Below are 22,773 nucleotides of genomic sequence, written 5' to 3'. Positions count from 1 at the left end.
ATGCATATCAAGACATTTACGATATCTTAGTTAGCCTTATTAAAACACTATTAAAGCTTTGTATATAAAGGATCATGTACGCTAATAAACATACAACGTAATGAATGCATGTAACATCTATAAAAAATTATATAACCAATCTACGCAAGATTAATCGATTCTGTACATTAAAATTCTTCATACAATATAAAAATAAATTTGATACATGTGGCCAGTGATCTGCTTGCCAAAACTATAACAATAGGAACTTAGAGAAAAGTACACCTATCCAAATATTATAGTTGCGCTAAACCTATATCACATAGTCAGTACCGTGACACATAAATATGTTATTTTGAAGTGACAGGTTTACTTATTTTATCCTTACTAAGGACACTGACCTCATGCCAAAAATACAGATTATTTCTCATGGAATAAAAAATTTTAATATATCACGCGTGCACAACCAAACGATAGTAAATAAATATTGACATCCGTTATCTTCCTCTCTAGAAAACAAACGTAAATCCACAAAAAAGGTATTGAAATAATAAGTAAGACAGTTAAAATAATCACTATATCGCTACACTAAATTTTTCTTATAAAATATAACACGTGTTCTACAAAATATTTTTTAACCTTAGAAAAATTTAATATGTAGCATACACACTAACTGCAAGATACTAAATAATACAACCATATAGTTAGTAACTATAATCACTACTGTATACTTGGTTTTTAAGTTTGGAAGTCAGGATATAGCTATCCACTAAAGAAAGTGTACTGCTTCTCGATTATTCCTCAGGTTTAATATAGTGACCGAATAAGCAGCACAGTGTATTTTAATTACAGTAGCATTTTACTAGTAAATTTAATGCTTAGAATGTAGCATATAATTAATCTACACTATACTAATGTGATTTTTCTATTACTTCCTGTATTCTATTGTCTACTGATTAAACTAACACTTTGATCAAGCTTACTCAGGAATACTAAAAAGAAAGTCTTATTGGTCACCATCACTATTTTGAAAAAATATACTATCTGTCTAGTATATATTTCCTAGGTGGAGTAGTTTACCCTACTTAGGGAAAATTCTTACTTTTTATATCTTGTGCTTTATAGAAAGTTTCGCGCTAGCTTAGTGATATCAGTGCATTACTTCTACAGTAATTACGAATACATATAAATAATACCTAGACGATAACATCAATGCTCATAATATGCACTACTCCTAGTTTAAAGTTTTATCTATTGATCGATAGAAGCGATGGTATCTGCATCACTTTTCTTAGCTCATTAACTGTTCTTCTAAAGCCATAACTGTCTATCCGTATAGACAACAAAAACATCGGTATATCCAGTATCATACCACTAATTTTATCAAAAAAATAACACACTACTATCAGTGTATTTAAATCGGCCCTGACGACTCTAGTGAAAAACAGTAAGGACTTCTATCACGCAGTAAATAGCTCAAACTCACTTAAAATATGTCAGATCATAATTGCAGTCAACATAATAAGTGATGATTGTATAAAAACTATAACAATGTAAAACACGCTCTGCTGCCCTCTTTTACTAGTAGCCGATACGCTATTAAAATAGTACCAATCAATAAATAAGAAAGTCACTCCATAATATATGATATGTTTTACATCATAAGATGCTTCATCAATGATATTTGATACAGTATCGATGATATATTAGTTGTAGAACAATCGCTGCTGTTACTTATCGCAACTAATGATGCGTGCAACACATATTCCTGTCGATATCGAATAACCTCGATAGATAATGAGAAGTTACGTGCTACTAGTCATTGACACTAGTATTAATATTTCCATGGATAATCGCAAAATACTTAAAAACTAGATCACATTGTTTAACGTACCTTAGTTGCATCAAGTAACCTGTTCAAGGCTCATGCATATTGCATAATAATACCATAAGCCTTAGCTTGCCCAAAGCTTCTAGTACAACGTGTGCATTATTTAAATTGACATTCTTACACTTATATAAAAAATATTTAGTTGAGCACCCAATAGATAAACCTGTCATTGTTCATGTTCCAAACGTTCCTCTATAGAACAGTTACTGTAGTTTAAAACAGTCAGTAAATTGAGAATACAGAAATGTCTGACTAACCATGCAATACAATTGTGCTACAATATTTATTAATAAAATTAATAGACACTAAATAATGCTAGTACAGCACTACTTTCATCATTACCCATACTTAGCAAGGATAAATCTCTCATAAGTACACTGATAACAAACCTAGTGTTTATAATCTTTATCGTATACCTGGGCTGAGCGACGGTAATCGTCATATAAGATCGTTTGATATGCGGTGTAAGTATTCACTATATAGCACAGTAATCCTGAATGTATAATTTTAAAAATGCAATATATTACCCATAATATTTAACAACACTCGTGCGATTTACGCGGAATCATAAGTGATATAAGGCAGACTGCGTAATTATATGTTAATGTAAAATTATACGATCTCTTCTACTAATACGAGCAACTGATCAGCGATCTATACTACCTCATAGAGGCTGTAGAGCAAATATTAGCACATTTCTAAGATTCTAAAAAATGATTAATTAGGTTACGCATACCATCAGATTTATTGATAATCATTTGAATATATTTAATGAATTCTAGATCAGAGAATACCCTAACCAATAATTAGGTGTTACTCTGCAGCTACTAATCGGATGCTCTTAAATATGAGTAGCCCATTTAGTAGATCATAGGAAATACTTTACTTTAAATGCTTCAACTATTCGTGACTTAAGTAATACTGGTTATCTATTAGTTCCAATATAACCGAGACATACTTTCTCCATTTCTGGTTAGGTAGCCAGAAAAAGTGCATCACTAGACCTATTAATCATAAGAATATTTCGTTAACTACGAAAAACTAACTAAGTTACAAGTTATTCGTCATAAGAATAGTATCTGGGAAAATGCATGAATACATTAAATGATGGTGTACTAAAATGCTTATAGAAACCTTACGGTAGTAACTGATGGACCGCCAACTTAATGCACTACACTACAAATGCAGTGAACTCAAATAGATATCTCGAATATCATTATACTATTCCGTGCAAGATTTACAGAGCTTTCCTAGATTACACAGTTAAATCATTACTATACAAGACACTCCTGCGCTTTATTGTATCTGTTTTGCTTTATCCATAATGACAATTTACACGGTATAACGTAGCGTATAATAAGGTGAATAAGATATTGATATCCCATTTACCTACAAAATGAAGGAGGAGACGAATGGTTTTCTCCCCTTATCTTATGGAATATTCCAATAAACTTTAAAATTTTTCATAATGTCTGCAAATGAGTTGATAGTATTAATCGTAGTATTAAGCAATTAAAATATAAAAGACGTCATAAAATATACCTCGAATTTTCAGTTGAATATATGTCAACTATCCTAAGCAATTACTCGAGACAATTATTTCGAATACAATGTACCTTATGCTTAATATATAGCCTGTAGTATTAGTGTCATGCTATTCAAATGGATGTTTAATCTATTTATTGCTTTACTAACATTTTTAAATCTTATGGTATAATCAATACACTTTAAACACTATAGTATAATTCAAACTCAACGGGATGTAGCGTCATACGAATACGGTTAATCTCTTCCTTACGTAATGCAATATAAGCATATATTGCATCATTAGTCAATACACTGTCACGAGTTAAAAAATTATGATCTTCATCTAGTGCCGCTAAAGCTTCATCCAAAGAACGTGCTACTTTTGGAATCTGAGTTTCTTCCTCCGGTAGAAGATTATACAAGTTTTTATCCAGTGCATCTCCAGGGTGGGTGTGATTGATAATACCATCAAGGCCAGCCATCAGCAACGCTGTAAAGCACAGATATGGATTAGCTGCCGGATCTGGAAAACGTACTTCAATACGTCGTGATTCCGAAGTGGCAGAAACCGGGATGCGGATAGAGGCAGAGCGGTTACTTTCTGCATAAGCTAACATCACTGGTGCTTCATAACCTGGAACTAGATGCGTATAAGAGTTCGTAGTAGGATTAGTGATAGCATTGATTGTTTTAGTGTGTTTAATAATGCCCCAATGTAAAATCAGGCTGTTTCAGATAAACCACCATATTGATCGCCAGAAAATAAGTTTCTGCCATTCTTAGACAATGACATGTTACAGTGCATACCAGAGCCATTATCACCACATATCGGTTTCGGCATAAAAGTCGCAGTTTTGCCAAAGTTGCGTGCCACATTGTGTACTACATATTTATAAAATTGAATTTCATCCGCTTTCTTAGTCATAGTATTACAACGCGTAGCTACTTCGTTCTGACCTGCAGTCGCCACTTCGTGATGATGCGCCTCAACTACTAAACCCATTTTTCCATTGTCAAACACATAGTCGACCGAATAATGTCCTGCGATGAATCAACCGGAGGAACAGGGAAATAACCACCTTTCACTGCCGGGCGACGACCTTTGTTTCCGCTATTATAAGTGGTTCCAGAGTTCCATATGCCTTCAATATCATCAATGGCGACATGAGAACCTCGGAGGCTACTTCCAAAACGGATGTCATCAAATAAAAAAACTCTGGCTCTGGACCAAAGAGCACAGTGTCGGCAATACCCGAAGAATATAAGAACTTTTCTGCACGTTTCGAAATGGAACGTGGATCGCGATCATATCCTTGCATCGTACGTGATTCAAGAATATCGCAGCGAATAATTAAGGTAGATTCACGGAAAATGGGTCTAATACCACTGTGATTGGATCCGGCATTAATACCATATCAGATTCATTAATCCCCTTCCAACCACTGATCGAGGATCCATCAAACATTTTACCTTCTTTTAAAAAATCACGATTTACTTGATGTGCAGGAATAGTGACATGTTGTTCTTTTCCTTTCGTGTCGGTAAAACGCAAATCTATAAATTTCACTTCATATTCATGCATCATCGCAAAAACATGTTTAGCGAACATACGTTCCCCAGATTTATATGATATACCTATCCAACTAACGTTCTGTTTTTAAAAATAACACAGCACAAATTACATTAATTTTATTAGTGCTTGCATTGATTTCTACACAAGTCATTTATGCTATAAAGATATACTGTCAATTGATTACAATACTGCGTTAATGTGATGCAAGTTAAATATAACACCATTATAGTGCTAATGTGCTTTAATAATACTTTTACTGCTACAACGCATATATACTAACCACCAAAATATTATTTATAAGCACAACAGGATCTTGTATAGTCTCTTGTTGCATCTGTGTATAATAGCGCATTATTTCTACGATTATAGGTAAAGCTGTGATCAAAAACTTGCGTAACATCGCTATTATCGCCCATGTTGACCATGGTAAAACTACTTTATTGGATAAGCTGCTGCAACAAGCTGGTACTTTTGGAGGGCATGTAGAAGCCACGGATCGTATAATGGATTCAAATGATCTAGAAAAAGAGCGTGGGATCACTATTCTCGCAAAAAATACTGCTATTAACTGGAAAGACTATCGAATTAATATCATAGATACCCCAGGTCACGCTGATTTTGGTGGCGAAGTAGAGCGAGTAATATCAATGGTTGATTCGGTTCTACTAGTTGTAGATGCAATTGATGGCCCCATGCCACAAACCCGTTTTGTAACTAAAAAAGCCTTTGCTAATAATCTAAAACCAATTGTAGTTGTTAATAAGGTTGATCGTTTTGGTGCACGTCCTGACTGGGTTGTCGATCAAGTATTCGATTTATTTGTTAGCCTTAATGCAACTAACGAACAACTTGATTTTCCAATTATTTATACATCTGCATTAATGGGTACAGCTGGCACAGAACATAACAATATGGCGAAAGATATGACACCACTATATCAGGCAATTGTTGATTATGTATCAGAACCTCAAGTTGAGTTATCAGCACCATTCCAAATGCAAATCTCTCAACTAGACTATGACAGCTATCTAGGCGTGATAGGAATTGGCCGTATTAAGCGCGGCACAGTGAAGCAAAATCAGCCAGTTACTATTATTGATCATAATGGAAAAACTCGCAATGGTAAAGTAAGTAAAGTGCTGAGTTATATGGGATTAAAGAGAATTGAATCCACATTAGCTGAAGCAGGTGATATTATTGCTATTACTGGCTTAGGCGAACTAAATATTTCTGATACTATCTGTGATGATTTCGCAGTAGAAGCGCTAGCAGCGATGTCTATAGATGAACCAACTGTCAGCGTATTCTTCAACGTTAACACCTCACCATTTTGTGGGAAAGAAGGCAAGTTTATAACGTCACGTCAAATTCTTAAGAGATTAAAAAAGGAATTAGTGCATAATATGGCACTACGCGTTGAAGAAACTGCAGACACTGATGTGTTTTGCGTATCAGGCCGCGGTGAACTACATTTGTCTATTCTTATTGAAAATATGCGTCGTGAAGGCTTTGAATTAGCAATTTCCCGACCAAAAGTTATCTTCCGTGAAATTAATAATCGTCAACAGGAACCATTTGAAAATATTATACTAGATATTAAAGAGCAGCATCAAGGTTCTGTAATGCAAGCGATGGGTAGGCGTAAAGCTGACTTAAAAAACATAAGTCCCGACAACCAAGGTCGTGTGCGTCTTGATTATATAATTCCAAGCCGTAGTTTAATTGGTTTTCGGAATGAATTCATAACAATGACTTCAGGTATAGGTTTATTATACTCGACCTTTAGTCACTATGACGATATCCGTCCAGGAGATGTCAGCCAGAGACAGAACGGCGTACTTATTTCTAATAGTCAAGGTAAAGCCGTAACATATGCGCTCTATGGTCTTCAAGATCGCGGTAAACTGTTTGTGGGGCACGGGGAAGAAGTATACGAAGGACAAATTATCGGAATTCACTCACGATCCAACGACTTAACTGTTAACTGTCTAACAGGCAAAAAATTAACTAACATGCGTGCTTCTGGTACTGATGAAGCAACTATTCTTGTTCCGATTATGAAAATGACCCTAGAGCAAGCTTTAGAATTTATCAATGATGATGAATTAGTAGAAATCACGCCAACTTCAATTCGTATTCGTAAACGACATCTCACAGAAAATGGTCGGAAGCGTGCTAATCGCAGCTTTAAAAGTACTTAATGTCTATAGCATTTATATAACATTTATAATACTCAAACATCAAGATAATTCCTTGCGTTTTGCCTTGATCCCTTGTTTATATGATGTTTTGCTGAAACATCGCATTACTCTATGTTTGTGGATTTAGCGAACTATTTAAAGTAAAAGACTAAAATAGCCCCACTGCACTTAATATATTATCTCGCTATAAATTTTATCGCTAATCTAACAATATTGGCATTTTGTTATTGATTATACACTCGAAGGTATCTAAAACTACTCTTTACTTAACAGTTAGTTTATTCAATAACCACTAAATTATAAATGTAAGCTATTTTATTATGGATCTATAAACTAGAAGTATTTACTTAAATAGTAGAGGAAGCTTATTTTGGGATGACTATAAACTTGCACAGATTACATAGAATGATAAACAAGCGAAGGCTTTTTTTAAAATTCATGTTATGTCCTAAAAGATCTTTATGTTCTTACCGTTACATTTATTTTAGCGACTTTCATGGGTTAATAAGTTTAGAGCGCAATACTTATTGATATCATTGTAGCTAATATAACATTTTATGTAGTCGTTACTGATAATAACATTGTCGAATTTGTATACTAGATATAAAGTACATCACGTAATACAATTGCGTAAAACTAAAATGCTAATAGTAATTACGTTAGAACTGCCAGTATCGTGTTTATCGTAATTTATCTCACATAATCAAGAAAAATCATTTCTTGGTTAGCTAATGACAAAGAGATGCATTAATGCCAGTGACTAACTGTAAGAGCGGAAATTTAAATAAATTACCACATCACATATTAAAATCAGAAATTCTTTGTTTTGTTGAGATGTCAGTTAAACGTGTGTAATATATATTGTGTTGCCTGAAGGATGTAATGAGGATGTAATCAAGAAAAGAGATATTCTGACTCATCAAGATTTCTAAAAGAAATCAGGTTGCATTTTGAATAAATTTTAGTATGATGTTGTTAGTATTAACATACTATAATAGTATTTTAAAGAACATTAGTGTTATACTTATAAGTTTTTGTTTTTTAAATTCTAGTTTATTTAGAAATAACAAGCACATTATAAATATGCTAAAACTATTTACACTAGTTTACTCTTTTGCATACAGTGAACACCAACTTGGTTATCCTCCTCCTTACCCTTGTTCACGAGGTTTACCTTTAATACCTAATAGTTTGCTTCTATTTCTACGTATTAAGATGAACATTATTAATGAAGCAATACTATTTAGTAACATTGCAATGGTTACTACTATAATATTGCTGTCACTCACGTCATCCAACGTCGATATTTCGCACAATACATTGTGAATATGTATATCAATTTTAATGTTGATCTACATCAAAGCACAATCAGATTATAATAAAAATATAGATTAGCAACTAATTTCAATAGCACTTATACTGAGCCATAAAATGAACAGCAATTATAAGATTTATTAGTCTTACAGAACTTATGCTAGAGATAACTGAGATATTCTTGATATAGAATACTTATTGGTGTCAGTTGATACCTTTGAAAACTTCCATTTTATTCATTTACAGTGATATATTTCTAAGTTTCTCATTTTTGTAGTATCCGTCTTATTAAGGAATTAAAACTCTAGTTTTTAAGCATAATTAAAACAACATCAACTATCTTAAAAGATCACTTGATGTATAGTAGAACATCAGCAGTCATATGAAAGATTATACGTCACAAAATTGATAGTGCAACGTTACATCTATTTAGCTATCAAGATGTGATGTTGGTTTTCCTTCACGATTAAAGCGATTACCACGACAATCGCTAGTAGCAAAGCGATGAGACACATTTTCACGACGTTCATTTATAAATGGACGTTTATAGCCACGGCGTTCAACTGATTTTTCATCACTTACAAGTTGTATATTCATTGGTTTATTAAGGATACGAGTACGAGTTAACCGATGCAACATCTCACTCGATATAGTTTTTGATAGCTCAACAGTAGAATAAGAAGCAAATCGTTTAATATTACCAATATAACGACTATTAATATCACCTTCATTAGCAATAGCACCAACGATATGACGCACTTCTACTCCGTTATCTCGACCTACTTCAATTCGGTATAGCTGCATATCACCCACGACGCGAGATTTACGACGCAACCGATCACTGTCACGGTTGTCTGAACGTGTATTTCGACGTCGGTCATTGCTATTATCATCACGATCATTGCAATCACGATATGGACGCCCCTTAAATATAGGGTCCGGCGGCAGAATAAGCAGACGTTCACCTTGAGCAATCCTAAGTAATGCCGCTGCTAAAGTTTCCATATCTAACTCTTCTGCAGGCTGTAGTTTAGCCAGTAATGCACGGTACATATCTAGGTCGTTGCTTTCTAAGTGTTTTTGAACTTTAGTGGCGAATTTAGTTAAACGACGCGCACCCAATAATTCTATACTAGGCAGGGCTATTTCTGGGATAGTCATTTTCATAGTGCGTTCTATGTTACGTAGTAGGCGACGTTCGCGGTTTTCAACAAATACCAATGCACGGCCTGCACGACCCGCGCGGCCAGTTCGACCAATTCGGTGAATATAAGACTCAGAGTCCATAGGGATGTCGTAGTTTATTACTAAACTAATACGTTCGACATCTAGACCACGAGCCGCAACGTCGGTAGCGATCAAGATATCCAAACGACTATCTTTTAAGCGCTCCAGAGTTTTTTCACGTAATGCCTGATTCATGTCACCGTTTAGTGCAGCACCGCTATAACCACTGCGTTCTAGTGCTTCAGCAACTTCTATCGTTGCATTTTTAGTACGTACAAAAACAATTGCAGCATCAAAGTCTCTGGCTTCTAGGAAGCGAATTAGTGCTTCGTTTTTACGAATGCCATTTACGATCCAGCATCCTTGACTAATATCCGGACGTGTAGTGATATTAGATTGAATGCGTACTTCCTGAGGATTTTTCATAAAACGCCGAGTAATGCGCCGGATAGCTTCTGGCATAGTGGCGGAGAATAGTGCGCTTTGATGGCCAGGTGGAATTTCTAGCATAATCGTTTCTACATCCTCGATAAAACCCATACGTAGCATTTCATCCGCTTCATCTAATACTAGGCCCGTAAGATTAGCAAGATTTAAAGTGCCGCGTTTCAGATGATCTAATAAACGACCTGGTGTACCTACCACAATTTGTGGTCCCTGATATAAAGCATGCAACTGTACATCATAACGTTGACCACCATATAATGCTACAACCTTGACGCCATGTATATGTTTTGAGAAATCGGTAATGGCTCCCGCAACCTGCACCGCTAGTTCTCGGGTTGGTGCTAGTACTAAAATCTGCGGTGCCTTCAAATTCACCTGAAGATTATGTAATAACGGCAATGAGAATGCTGCAGTTTTACCACTGCCAGTTTGTGCCATTCCTAGCACATCACGGCCATTTAACAGATACGGAATACACGCAGCTTGGATAGCTGATGGTTTTTTATAGCCTAAATCACTGAGGGCGGAAATAATGGGAGCAGATAGCCCAAGGTCAGTAAAAGAAGTTTTAAACTCGGTAGTCATTTACACATTCCTTATGAATCATCGCAGCCAGTCTACATAACTTGTCGCGAAAATTTTAGTCATTTTCATTAGAAGTGTGAACCGGCTTAAATTAGTTTATAGGATACAAAAGTTGACCTTACATGCGATTACACCAGTGTAACAATTAATGTAAAGATATTTCAAAAATCTGGAGTATTCAATGCTCTCCCTTAATGCTTATAACACAGAAAATTAAGTTTTTATAGCACCGCTAGATTACTAATTCAAAACTGAAAAATCGATTAGGTAAGCGTATTTATTAGCTACTTCTGCTCCAATGCCGATTTGTTGTTTTATACTTAGCTTAAACACATTGATTCTAAAATGCATAATAATGCTAAACGTACTTAGGTAGTTATCAATACACTTTCACTAAAATATTGCCATAACCACTATTCTATATTCCGCATGTAGATAACTTTTATCTGAAATCACTCTTAGTGTTACGATAATTTTTATCGATCGCAGTGTGATTTGTTATGACTTTACAATACTTCCCATTACAAAAACCGTTAATGTTGCTAGTCAATATTTACGATATTTTACCCTATTTCTAGTGTTATTTCTTCTATAATTCTGATTAAGTACTACTACGTCCTTCTTGGGCTTAAGTATTCTTTTAAATAATAAAATCCACAATAATAACCAGTATTTTTGTGAATTATCTCGATAAAATAATAGACCTTGACCTTTTAGAATAAACGTTAGGAATGATAATACAATAAATATTTTGGTTTAAATTATGTGTGCTGTTATATTAGATTCAACGTAACACTAAAATATTTAAGATATTATCGAATATCTAACAAAAGACCTACAGAGTCAGTTTGTTACAAACCTACGACCTCTTGAAATTTATCAAGCATCGTATCATGAAATGCTTTATGGATAGCAAAACACTAACTCCTGATGTTATGTGGCTATCTATTATAGATAGTTTAATATTACTAACATACTAATCGATCCAACTGACCATGACAAACAATTTTTATGCACTTGTTCTCGCCTAATACAACCAAAAATATTATATGATACGCCACTTTATATAAAAGCTTTTAGGTACATTATCATCTATCTCTAGTGCATTAAATATCTATGCAATATGTGCGAGAATCGCTATTTATCTTACTAATAAGTTAGAATAGAACAATTAAAATTTCTCATAATATTCATTATGATTACTGTATTCTATCGTCATAATTGCTGCGTTCTATAGTATAGAAATACCGTTGTAATTTAATAACAACGCGAGAAATTCTGTATTTTCATTGAACTAGTTTTTTATTATTACTTAACAACAACAAAATAATCATGCAGGAGGTAATGATTTAATAAGACTCTCGGATCTTCATAAAATACTAAGATATACGTTCCAGTTGCAAAAAATATAGACATTCTAAACTTTACTTAAAGTTCTACAAATTAACATTTATTCATAGAATACTAAAATTTATAAGGATATAGCAATGGAATTATAAGTGATTCGAACAATAATTGCAATAATACTTACGTTATATAATACGCCGACTTAGTTACAGTAGGATAATTGTATTTTAAACGTAGAATTTTGTAAACGTATAGGTCATACTGAAGATTGCAGAGAGAACACAGGAGACGTTTTACTTGATTATAATGGCTTTTACCCCATCATCATAGTACATAATTTGTAGTGTGGTATGATTTAGATGTATCCTCCTGACTTTTTTCAATCATATTAAACGATAAACTTCTGGATATCTTTTCAATACTTTAAAAAATGAAATTCAAAAAATCAGGAGATTTTTTCCTGTCCTATGATTTTCAAAGTTTGATAACAACTTCTATCAGAGGGTATTTCTTTTACTCAAAAATATTAGATAAACACTATGATGTTCACTACAATATGTAGTCTTATATCTCTCTAAGGTACGTAAGTAGTTAAAAAATATTTAATAATACTATACAGAAAGATACAACACTTAATGTATTAGTTACACTTTATTATTTATGCGATGTTTATACTTATAAAATACCTCAGCGTTAATGCTAGATTCGTTTTAAAGACATGATAAGGTTTTATAAAACCAAAATATACAAAAGATACGGCGCTTTCTTACAAGACCCGCGCGTAAAACAGTGACTATAATCCGTGCAAATCCGAATAACAATTTTCTGTTTATCTTGTAATAAAACTTGTCAGCTTTCAGCGCTTTGATCTACGCGGGTTAGATACCACAGGCATAAATGATTCGAAACAATGATAGCAATGTCAAGACGTGAATAGTGCATATACTTTTATTTATTACAAGAGAATCTTAGCTTTGATAATATCAGCTATATAAGTTTTATGCTAAAATCAGCTCATTGCTAAAATGAACATAGCAAGTCTTGCTACTATTTTCGTGTTTATTACGAATTATTAATACACTAATAAAATTATTCATTTTCTACAACCTAACAGTAATAAACGTTGTTAATTTTATAACACTAGTCCTGATAGTATTATTAGGAGTTTCTTAAGTAATACCGTACTGCTTTAAATTAACTTAATCGATATTATACTGGTAATGTTTTATATCTCAGTCGTAGTAACATTAATTATCGGTTATCGGTGCTCAAGCATCTCTGAAAAAACAAGTGATATAGAATTAAATATTGTTGGTTTATCTCTAGCTATTTTGACGTGCAGAATCTTATGAGACTAATAACACTCTCATACCTAAGACAAACCTGAATTCAGAGTATAAGAAACATCTACGATAAATAAACATCTCTAGTGATATACACTTAAAATCTTACCAGGAACTGCCAAAGTTTTAGAGCAACTATAAAAGAACTAATGCGGCACAGCTTATCTCTTAATAGTAACAAGCATTGTACTGATAAAACTATATCAATTTCTATGCAAGCATTTCTAAATACATCTTTTAGACTTGGTTAAGAGGTAGTCAACTTACAACATTTAAAATAATTGCACTACCCATTTATATATCGAAGTCATAACAAGAATAATGAGCACGCAAGGTACATATCGTTCTTCACTCTCCTCAATCATTCTCACCTAAAGCGGTGTAACAACATCCGTAAAATTCAAAATTATTCAGTAGCACAATCATTTACTATATGGTTTTATATCTTATGTAATTAAAGTAACGACTCACTTTCTGATGGAACATATGCCATTCAGAAATAATCATACTCGGTTAGTTTAAGAACAACAGAAAGCACATAAGCATATAGCGATTAATGTAAATAAGTGCTAGAAAACATCATACCATGTACAGCATGCAGCAACAAGATACATTAATTGATTAATAGCTTATCATTACATTATAAGTATTTTAATCGAACTAATAATTAGTTATTTTACATTTTATATAGCGCCAGATATTAATATTCTGCATCTCTATCTATCGTATACTCTACTATATTAATCTCCAAATGAACATTGGTATAATGCAAGTCTTGCAACTAGTTTCATGAAAGAAGGTGAATAAGCCATAGCTTACTATTATAACAAGACTATATTGGCATTAAACTTCTTGGTATAATAAAGACCAAATATAAAGGTGTTATGACGACTATTCTATGAATAATTAGGTGGAATTCTATATCAGGTCAAAATAGACCGCTTTATAATTAATTAATTTTATAAGATATTTGAGATAATGAAAAAACTATTAATAGAATTTTGTATACTCTTTGGACTTACTTCGATCTCTGTGTTAGCTGGTGCTAAGCAAGATTTGCAATATCGTCTAACCAAATTAGATAGTTTTTATGCGCGCTTTTCTCAGACAATCACGAACAGTGATGGAATTACAGTACAACAAGGAGAAGGAGAGTTGTGGGCAAAACGCCCAAATCTATTTAACTGGCATATGATATCACCGGATAATAATATGCTAATCTCTGATGGTCAAACGCTATGGTTCTATAATCCATATATTGCACAGGTAACAGCAAGTTGGCTTAAAGATTCCGTTAATAACACACCGTTTATACTTATACTTCGTTACAATTCCAATGAATGGAATCAATATCAAGTGACACAACAAGGTGATAATTTTCAGCTAACTCCAAAATCTAGACATACTAATCTTAAACAATTCATCATTAATGTAAGCAAATACGGCACTATTCGAAATCTGGTGACGGTAGAACAAGACGGACAATGCAACAAATATATACTAAAAAACCAACATGATATTTCTGGAGGTCTTACAAAATTCATATTTACTCCTCCACAAGGGGTAACATTAGATGATCAGAGAAAGTGAGACATTCGATGAATAACTTATCGCTTAATTCTTCCAAAAATGTGTTTCATCTGCCATTAGCCATACGTATGAGGCCGACTACACTAGCACAGTATATAGGGCAACAACATCTGCTGAGCGCCGGCAAGCCGCTGATGTGCTCTATTGAAGGTGGAAAGTTGCACTCGATGATTTTGTGGGGGCCACCTGGTATTGGAAAAACAACCTTGGCGGAGTTAATTGGCAATTATAGCCATGCATATTTCGAGAAAATTTCTGCTCTTACTTGCAGTGTTAAAGCGATTCGAGAAGCAATTGAGCGTGCACAAAAAAATCAAACTAGTGGCTATCGAACAATTCTATATGTTGATGAAGTGCACCGGCTTAACAAAAGCCAACAGTATATTTTTCTACCATATATTGAAGACGGTACTATCACCTTTCTTGGTGTGACTACTGAAAACCCCTCGTTTGCACTCCAATCGGCGTTATTATCGCGTACACACATTTATCTACTAAAGAGATTAACTATTGAAGACATCAAACAAATATTAGATCAAGCAATCAATGACAAACAACGTGGTTTAGGTGGTCAGAATATTGAATTACCAGAAGAAACTCGCTCTCTATTGTCAGAATGGGTAAAAGGCGATGCACGGCAAGCTCTATGCAACTTAGAAATGATGGCTGATGTGGCAGAAGCAAATTTACAAGGCATTAGAGTATTGACAACAAAGTTACTAACAGATGTACTAGATGAGCCCCATATACGTTTCGACAATAAAGGCGATTGCTATTATGACATGATTTCTGCATTACACAAATCAGTGCGCGGTTCAGCACCAGATGCTGCCCTTTACTGGTATGCGCGTATTGTCACTGCTGGTGGTGACTCACTATATGTAGCGCGGCGTTTACTAGCCATTGCCTCTGAAGATATCGGAAACGCCGATCCGCGTAGCATGCAGATAGCTATCGCTGCCTGGGATTGTTTTACACGCGTCGGGCCGGAAGAAGGTGAACGTGCTATTGCACAGGCGATTATTTATCTCGCTTGTGCGCCAAAAAGCAATGCGGTATATACCGCCTTAAAATTAGCAATGCATGACGCTAGAAAACAACCTGATTATAATGTCCCCACACACCTACGCAATGCACCTACCCAACTTATGAAAATGATGAAGCTAGGTGCGGATTATCGTTATATTCACGATGAAGCCTACGCCTATGCTGCCGGTGAAAGCTATTTTCCACCTGAAATGATGAATACTCGTTATTACTATCCGACCCCCCGTGGATTAGAACAGAAAATTGGAAAAAAGCTTGCATGGCTATTAAAACAGGATAAAAATAGCCAGATAAAACGCTATCGCTAGCATTTCACATTCGATAATGTTCATTATATTAAGAGTTTTTATGGCAGGTTATATCTATTCTATATACTTATAATATTTCAAAATTCCGCTTCTTATCTGATTAGTAGGCAAGAAGCACCAAAACATCACAGTGCGCATCTCTAGATTCACTGAGCATATATCTGCTTTATTTACAAGTTTTAAGAACATCAAATTATAGATAAAATTAGTGTGTCAGTGATTTATAGCATGTATATATAAAAGCAAAACAACACAAAAGATGAGTTATATTAACTTTTATAATTTACATGCGTAAATCACTCACTTTACTAAAGATATAAACATATCTGCCACTGCTAAAAAGATAATTATAAAAACATTTTTAATAATATAAAAACAGGATGAGTATGCTTGATCCCCATCTTTTACGTCAAAAACCAGATCTAGTTTTTGCTAAACTGGTTCGACGAGGTTTTAAGCTTGATCTGGATCTACTGCGTTCTCAGGAAGAACGCCGAAAAATTTTGCAAGTAAACACTGAAATGCTACAAGCAAAGCGTCATTCCCAATCAAAGTTTATAGGTACTGTAAAAGCGCAAGGGAAAAATATAAAGCTTTTACGTGACATAGCAAACAAACTAGGTGAGGAGTTACAAATCACAAAGGCTAAATTAGATATCTTAAAGAATGAAATCTGCGATTATGCGTTAACTTTACCAAACCTACCGGATGACTCTGTGCCATTTGGAAAGAATAACAGTGAAAATCAAGAAATTAGTCGCTGGGGTAAGCCGCGCCAATGCAATTTTACTGTACGTGACCATGTGGATCTAGGGGAAATAACGGGGGGGTTAGATTTTTCTGCAGCAGTCAAGCTGACCGGATCACGTTTTGTGGTAATGAAAGGGCAGATAGCTTGCATGCATCGAGCACTGTCGCAATTTATGCTAGATTTACATACCAAAAAACATGGCTATATAGAAGTTTGTGTTCCTTATTTAGTCAATCATTCTACGTTATATGGCACAGGTCAATTACCTAAGTTTAGCGAAGATCTTTTTCACACACAGTCATTAGGCACAGAGTCTAATAGAAGTAATTATGCATTAATTCCAACCGCAGAAGTACCTCTAACGAATCTGGTACGCAACCAAATCCTTGATGAAGGATCTCTACCGATAAAAATGACTTCGCACACACCATGCTTCCGAGCTGAAGCGGGAACTTCTAGTCGAGATACTCGTGGCCTGATTCGTATGCATCAATTTGATAAAGTTGAAATGGTACAGATTGTTCGTCCTGAGGATTCAATGATGGCACTCAAAGCATTAACTGGACATGCTGAAAAAGTACTACAATTATTGAACCTACCGTATCGTAAAATATTACTATGCACTGGTGATATGGGCTTTGGCGCCTGTAAAACCTATGATCTTGAAGTATGGTTACCGGCACAAAATACCTATCGAGAGGTCTCATCCTGCTCTAATATGTGGGACTTTCAAGCACGGCGTATCCAAGCACGTTGCCGTAGTACGAAAAATAAAAAGCCGCGTTTAGTACATACACTAAACGGTTCAGGCCTAGCGGTAGGGCGTACGCTAGTTGCTGTACTCGAGAACTACCAACAGGATGATGGTCGCATTCAAATTCCTGAAGTATTACTTCATTATATGGGAGAAGGAGTGAAATTTATCGGATAACATCACTGTAAATAGCATGAATACCTAATTATCTTTTTCAAAATTAAATATATACCATTTAAAATCAAGTGATTATCCATTTGTCAAGCTTCATTGATTTAATGATCTTTATTCTCTATAATAATTCTCTTCGTACGAGTTAGTACGCATCGTAAGGTATAATATGTATTCCCTAAACAATAATAATTTATTATTTACATATATAGTAGGCTCATTATATATTCTGATTATATAAAATCGTAAAAGTCTTTTTTTTATTTTCAAAAGATCTAACTTAGCAATATATTAAAAATTGTAAAAGCTATGCTAATAGCTTGAAATATTACAAAATAATGACTATATATGCATTATTTTGATATAAAAACTTATTGTTGCTTGATATTTTTATGTTTAGTAAGGCTAACGATAACATGATCCCTGGAGCTTTATGAAATATTATATTATTCCTGTTACTTCTTTTAATCAGAATTGTAGCCTAATTTGGTGTGAAAAAACCCGGCAGGCAGCCCTGGTAGATCCTGGTGGTAATGCGAGAAAAATAAAAAGAGCAGTTAGTCAGCAAGAGATACGCCTCTCTCAGATTCTTCTAACGCATGGCCATCTTGACCATGTTGGTGCTGCAGCAGAGCTCGCTGAGTATTATCAAGTACCTATTTTGGGGCCCAACAAAGACGATACTTTTTGGTTACGTGATTTACCACTACAAGCTCGAATGTTTGGTTTAGAAAAATGTGCACCACTCACTCCAACTCAGTGGTTATCAGAAGGTGATGAGATAAAAATAGGAAAGATAATACTCAAGGTATTACATTGCCCGGGGCATACTCCAGGTCATATTGTCTTTATAAATCACAAGGCACGCATCGCACTAGTAGGTGATGTATTATTTAATGGTAGCATTGGACGCAGCGATTTTCCACGCAGCAATCATCAAACACTGATCAATGCTATTTATACACAATTGTTACCGCAAGGAGACGATATAAGTTTCATTCCTGGTCATGGCTCTATGTCTAACTTCGGATATGAACGAAAAACTAATGCATTTCTGCATACGGTACTGTCAATTAGATAATATTTATTATTAACACAACACACGCGAAATATAGTAAATACTACAACAATTATAACTCTCAGTAATTTCAGAACCTTATTTATGGAAAGTTTATTTTATAATTATCAATGTTAAGTGCACTGACAAATACATGATAAATATATTCTCTTACATATGCAGATGTCAGGATATAAAAAAAATAATAGTGTAAAGCTATTACAAGCTTTTCAAAATCAGAGGTTTACTATAATCCTACCGGTGCTTTACTATTATAGTCTTTTCTATATTAATACATTAATATTTTGTATTACAAAACACCCAAACTTAAAAAACATCTAATCACTATCTAATTGTAAGATAAAACAATAAACATCTTGATTACCTCACCAAGAACCTTGTATCCACGTAGCATACCTTTGTTGAATGAATGCGTTAATTAAACAATATCACTATACTACGATAAATTAACTTAACCACTACGCTAACATCACAAAAACTATAAAATTATTTAATATATTTTATTAATAAAGCCTAAACATTATAGATTTTTGTAAAATGCTATAAAAACTAAAAATACTTGGGTTATTAACCCTACGCTATACGTTAATAGCATGCATATACTATACATTACAACACTGACATATTACTTAAGGTTTATCAAACAATCCTAAACAATGGTAGCCATCGAAAATTGCAATTTTGTAAACATTATAGAGCACCAAATCTAAGTAATATTACCAACGCAATAGTTAGCGAATTTATAGCGTTTTTATGCATAACATCTTCTAATTTTTATAAAATATTATTTGTTCGATACTGTAAATTTCAACATCCTTATCAATAAATAAGACGCCTTTAAAAAAATAATGTAAGGTCTGCATTACGGTAGTAACAAAGAAAAAAGAAATAAATTTATTTGCGACACTAATAGTCGTTTATAAAATACCAATGTCTATTCAGCATATACTTCATTCACTTGAAGAAGCAAGTAGAGCGAAGAGAATAGTCTAATCATTCTATATCTTCTACAAAATCTTTAATCGTATCGCAAAAGAATATTCTGTATATAAAACTTATAGTGAGCATTATATACTCACTTAGATTAGTTGCTGTTAGACTAATACAGTGAAATAACTGAAATAAAAACTTAATACTAAAAAATAATTTATTATGTTACCGATATAAATTTAGGTGTTATTTTTGATAAACTTTAGCATTAATATAACTACCGAGATTTTCTCTCTAGGCAGATTTTGGTATAACGTACTTATCGTACCCAAATTTTTCGGGGTCAGCTTCATAATATTTTAATCTAAATATTACGATAATAGAAGCAAGATAGTGATACTTTTAACCAGTTTTCGATGCATTGTTTAGTGCCAATATGCTCATAAAAACTGCGCCACAAAAGATCTTTTAAAAAGATAATATTCCTCCGTTTAATATACCATTATTTATTCATTAACATAGCAATAATATTGCCTTCTATGATAGAAAATAACCTGTTCATCTAATGTATATTTTATAATTTGCTGTATAAGTACTACAACTGATCTCAGTGTTTTCTTTTAGTATAATCGTCAATTTAATGACGATAAAAATCAAAAAAACCAAGCAGCGTTCACCAGGTAAGAAATATCAATATAGGTGATAAAAGAGTGTTTTATCACTGTTCAATATTCTAATTGATAAATATTCCAGTGTTACTCGTGGCGTATTCACTAAATATTTCATAAAATAAAGGCCTTTTTAATTTTTTAAATTATGAGGTTAAATACATGAATTCACTCATTGCTCTTAATTTAGAGCTCTTACGGCACTAGCTACATCAATCAAGTCTTTCGTGTTTGAGTGCCATTCCTGTCAAGAACTACACGGACCTCATATGCAAAATTTTGATGGCGTGTTCGATACAAAAGTACATCTAGTAGACACAGTAATCCTATTCACGACGTTGGCTGCAATCAAACTAACTTCTCTGATCCCTTGAGTAGCTGACTTACATTTGATCAATGCTAGTTCATTTGCTATTAAGGTGTTTATTGATATTTAAGGATAACAACCTAGGAAAGCTAATAATTCGCCATGCTCTGAGCATTTTTGTGGGGTAAACGTTAGAACAATGTAACTATTTTATGTAACAGGGCGAAGCCCCAATCTTAATTGGTAATCCTTGAGGCACAAGAGAATAATCTGTTCTTCGTTAGCAATTTAGCCATGAAGAAAAGAATCATTCTAAAACCACCTAGCAACCACTACGAAATCGATTACTGCATTATGCTAATTTTATTACCTACTCATGTAAAATAATATTAAGCTTTACAGTACTGTCTCTATCAAACGCAGTTAGTAAACGGTTGATCGTACCAACACTTTATTTTGCAAAAGTAAATTACTACTAGCAGATAATATACACCGTTAATCTTAAGATTTTAATACACTTTTAAAATCACTAACTATTTCCTTATTTAGATAAATTATTATACCTAATCTACTAACGCAATATTATATATTATGTTCAGTTGCTCACTATAATAATTTGCTAATTATCTATGATAATTATAAATAAAAGTTATAGCAAACACGCTGTTCCTAACGCAAGCAATTAATAGTATTGCATGTGGACTGTACTACAAGAAATAAACTACATGTTAAACTCAGTTTTCGATATAATAACGTGATCATGGGTTTAGCTTTGAAGATAACCATAAAATGAACATTAAAAGACAGCATACTAATGTAAACAAATCTTGCACTACACGTTGATTGACCACTGAAAACTGTTAAATATATTTAATATATAGAGCATCAACTATTATCATAATTTTACACTCTATATTTTAGGTTTGTTATCTGCTGTTTACACTTATAATTAACTTATTTATCAATTAACAGCAATATTAACCATATATCCCTTTTCGTTAAAGATAGTATCTTAATAAATACCAAGCGTCTCATACCACAATATATAGCTTAAGTTGTATAAGACTGGTTAAAAATTAATATCACTTATGCTGCTTTAAAAGCAACTTTAAATATGTATTCATTAAAGCGTCTATAGCATTAGACATGTAGATATCCTTATTAACATAAAATGATTAATTTTACTGTATTTATACAGTGTCCTACTATTGTTTCATTCTTCGAATTTATAACGTTCCTATCTTTAACAACTAAAAGCGTCTAGCACGATACTTAACTTTTTTATATAACTATCATCTATATAGTGCACAAAACAGTTAGTACTTTTTAATCTGGAATATTTGTAGTTTATCAGGAACTTAGCTCCCAATACAACTACTCTAATAACTACCACTCTGTATATTTTATTACAATGCATCGTGCATTTAGTGTTCCTATAATAGATAGAAACAATTACACCGTAGGCATTTTAAATTCAAAACACCACAACTTTATACGAAATACTGCATTTCACCTTTATTATATCTATATTTGTTATAGATTCTAAAATTGCATGCAGTGTCTTTACAACTAATAACTGTGTACATCTAATAGTTCTTTTATATCCTCTATATCCTCTCCGTAAATACCACTAGTTTTTAGTATAGCTGAAATAAACTATATTGATAAGAGATCTGCTTAGTGGAATAGCGTAAAATTTTAAATGCTCATTGAATATTACTTGTTTAGGTAATAA

6 protein-coding genes and 2 pseudogenes are annotated in these 22,773 nt (G+C 33.5%); 6 read left to right on the top strand and 2 right to left on the bottom strand.

The annotated features are described in order from the left end of the window. Positions 1-3,597: 3,597 nt before the first annotated feature. Positions 3,598-5,006, bottom strand: a pseudogene (gene glnA, locus GIY03_RS00880) (glutamate--ammonia ligase). A 341-nt stretch (positions 5,007-5,347) separates the two neighbouring features. Between glnA and typA the strand changes: the two are divergent. After that, on the top strand, positions 5,348-7,171 hold the full coding sequence (gene typA / locus GIY03_RS00875; RefSeq protein WP_457913832.1) for a translational GTPase TypA: 1,824 nt from the start codon (positions 5,348-5,350) through the stop codon (positions 7,169-7,171). A gap of 1,743 nt (positions 7,172-8,914) precedes the next feature. Here typA and GIY03_RS00870 read toward each other — a convergent pair. Beyond that, positions 8,915-10,744: a DEAD/DEAH family ATP-dependent RNA helicase gene (locus tag GIY03_RS00870; RefSeq protein ID WP_457913831.1), complete on the bottom strand. Its 1,830-nt coding sequence runs from the start codon at positions 10,742-10,744 to the stop codon at positions 8,915-8,917. 3,668 nt (positions 10,745-14,412) lie between these two features. Here GIY03_RS00870 and lolA point away from each other — a divergent pair. The 5 genes and pseudogenes from lolA (at position 14,413) to GIY03_RS00845 (ending at position 21,425) form a co-directional block, all read left to right on the top strand. Beyond that, positions 14,413-15,024 (top strand): outer membrane lipoprotein chaperone LolA, encoded by a 612-nt coding sequence (gene lolA / locus GIY03_RS00865; protein ID WP_457913830.1) that lies wholly within the window; start codon positions 14,413-14,415, stop codon positions 15,022-15,024. Positions 15,025-15,032: 8 nt separating this feature from the next. Then, a complete protein-coding gene (locus GIY03_RS00860; RefSeq protein WP_457913829.1) occupies positions 15,033-16,379 on the top strand; it encodes a replication-associated recombination protein A in 1,347 nt (448 codons plus the stop codon). A gap of 386 nt (positions 16,380-16,765) precedes the next feature. Next, positions 16,766-18,061 (top strand): serine--tRNA ligase, encoded by a 1,296-nt coding sequence (gene serS / locus GIY03_RS00855; protein ID WP_457913828.1) that lies wholly within the window; start codon positions 16,766-16,768, stop codon positions 18,059-18,061. Positions 18,062-18,488: 427 nt separating this feature from the next. Beyond that, on the top strand, positions 18,489-19,136 hold the full coding sequence (locus GIY03_RS00850) for an MBL fold metallo-hydrolase (RefSeq protein ID WP_457913827.1): 648 nt from the start codon (positions 18,489-18,491) through the stop codon (positions 19,134-19,136). Between the two features lie 1,757 nt (positions 19,137-20,893). Beyond that, positions 20,894-21,425: pseudogene (locus GIY03_RS00845) on the top strand (YbjN domain-containing protein). The last annotated feature ends 1,348 nt before the right edge of the window (positions 21,426-22,773 follow it).

This window comes from Candidatus Gillettellia adelgis, from assembly GCA_020541285.1.
Taxonomy (GTDB): domain Bacteria; phylum Pseudomonadota; class Gammaproteobacteria; order Enterobacterales; family Enterobacteriaceae; genus Gillettellia; species Gillettellia adelgis.
This window is presented reverse-complemented; position numbering and strand designations above follow the sequence as displayed.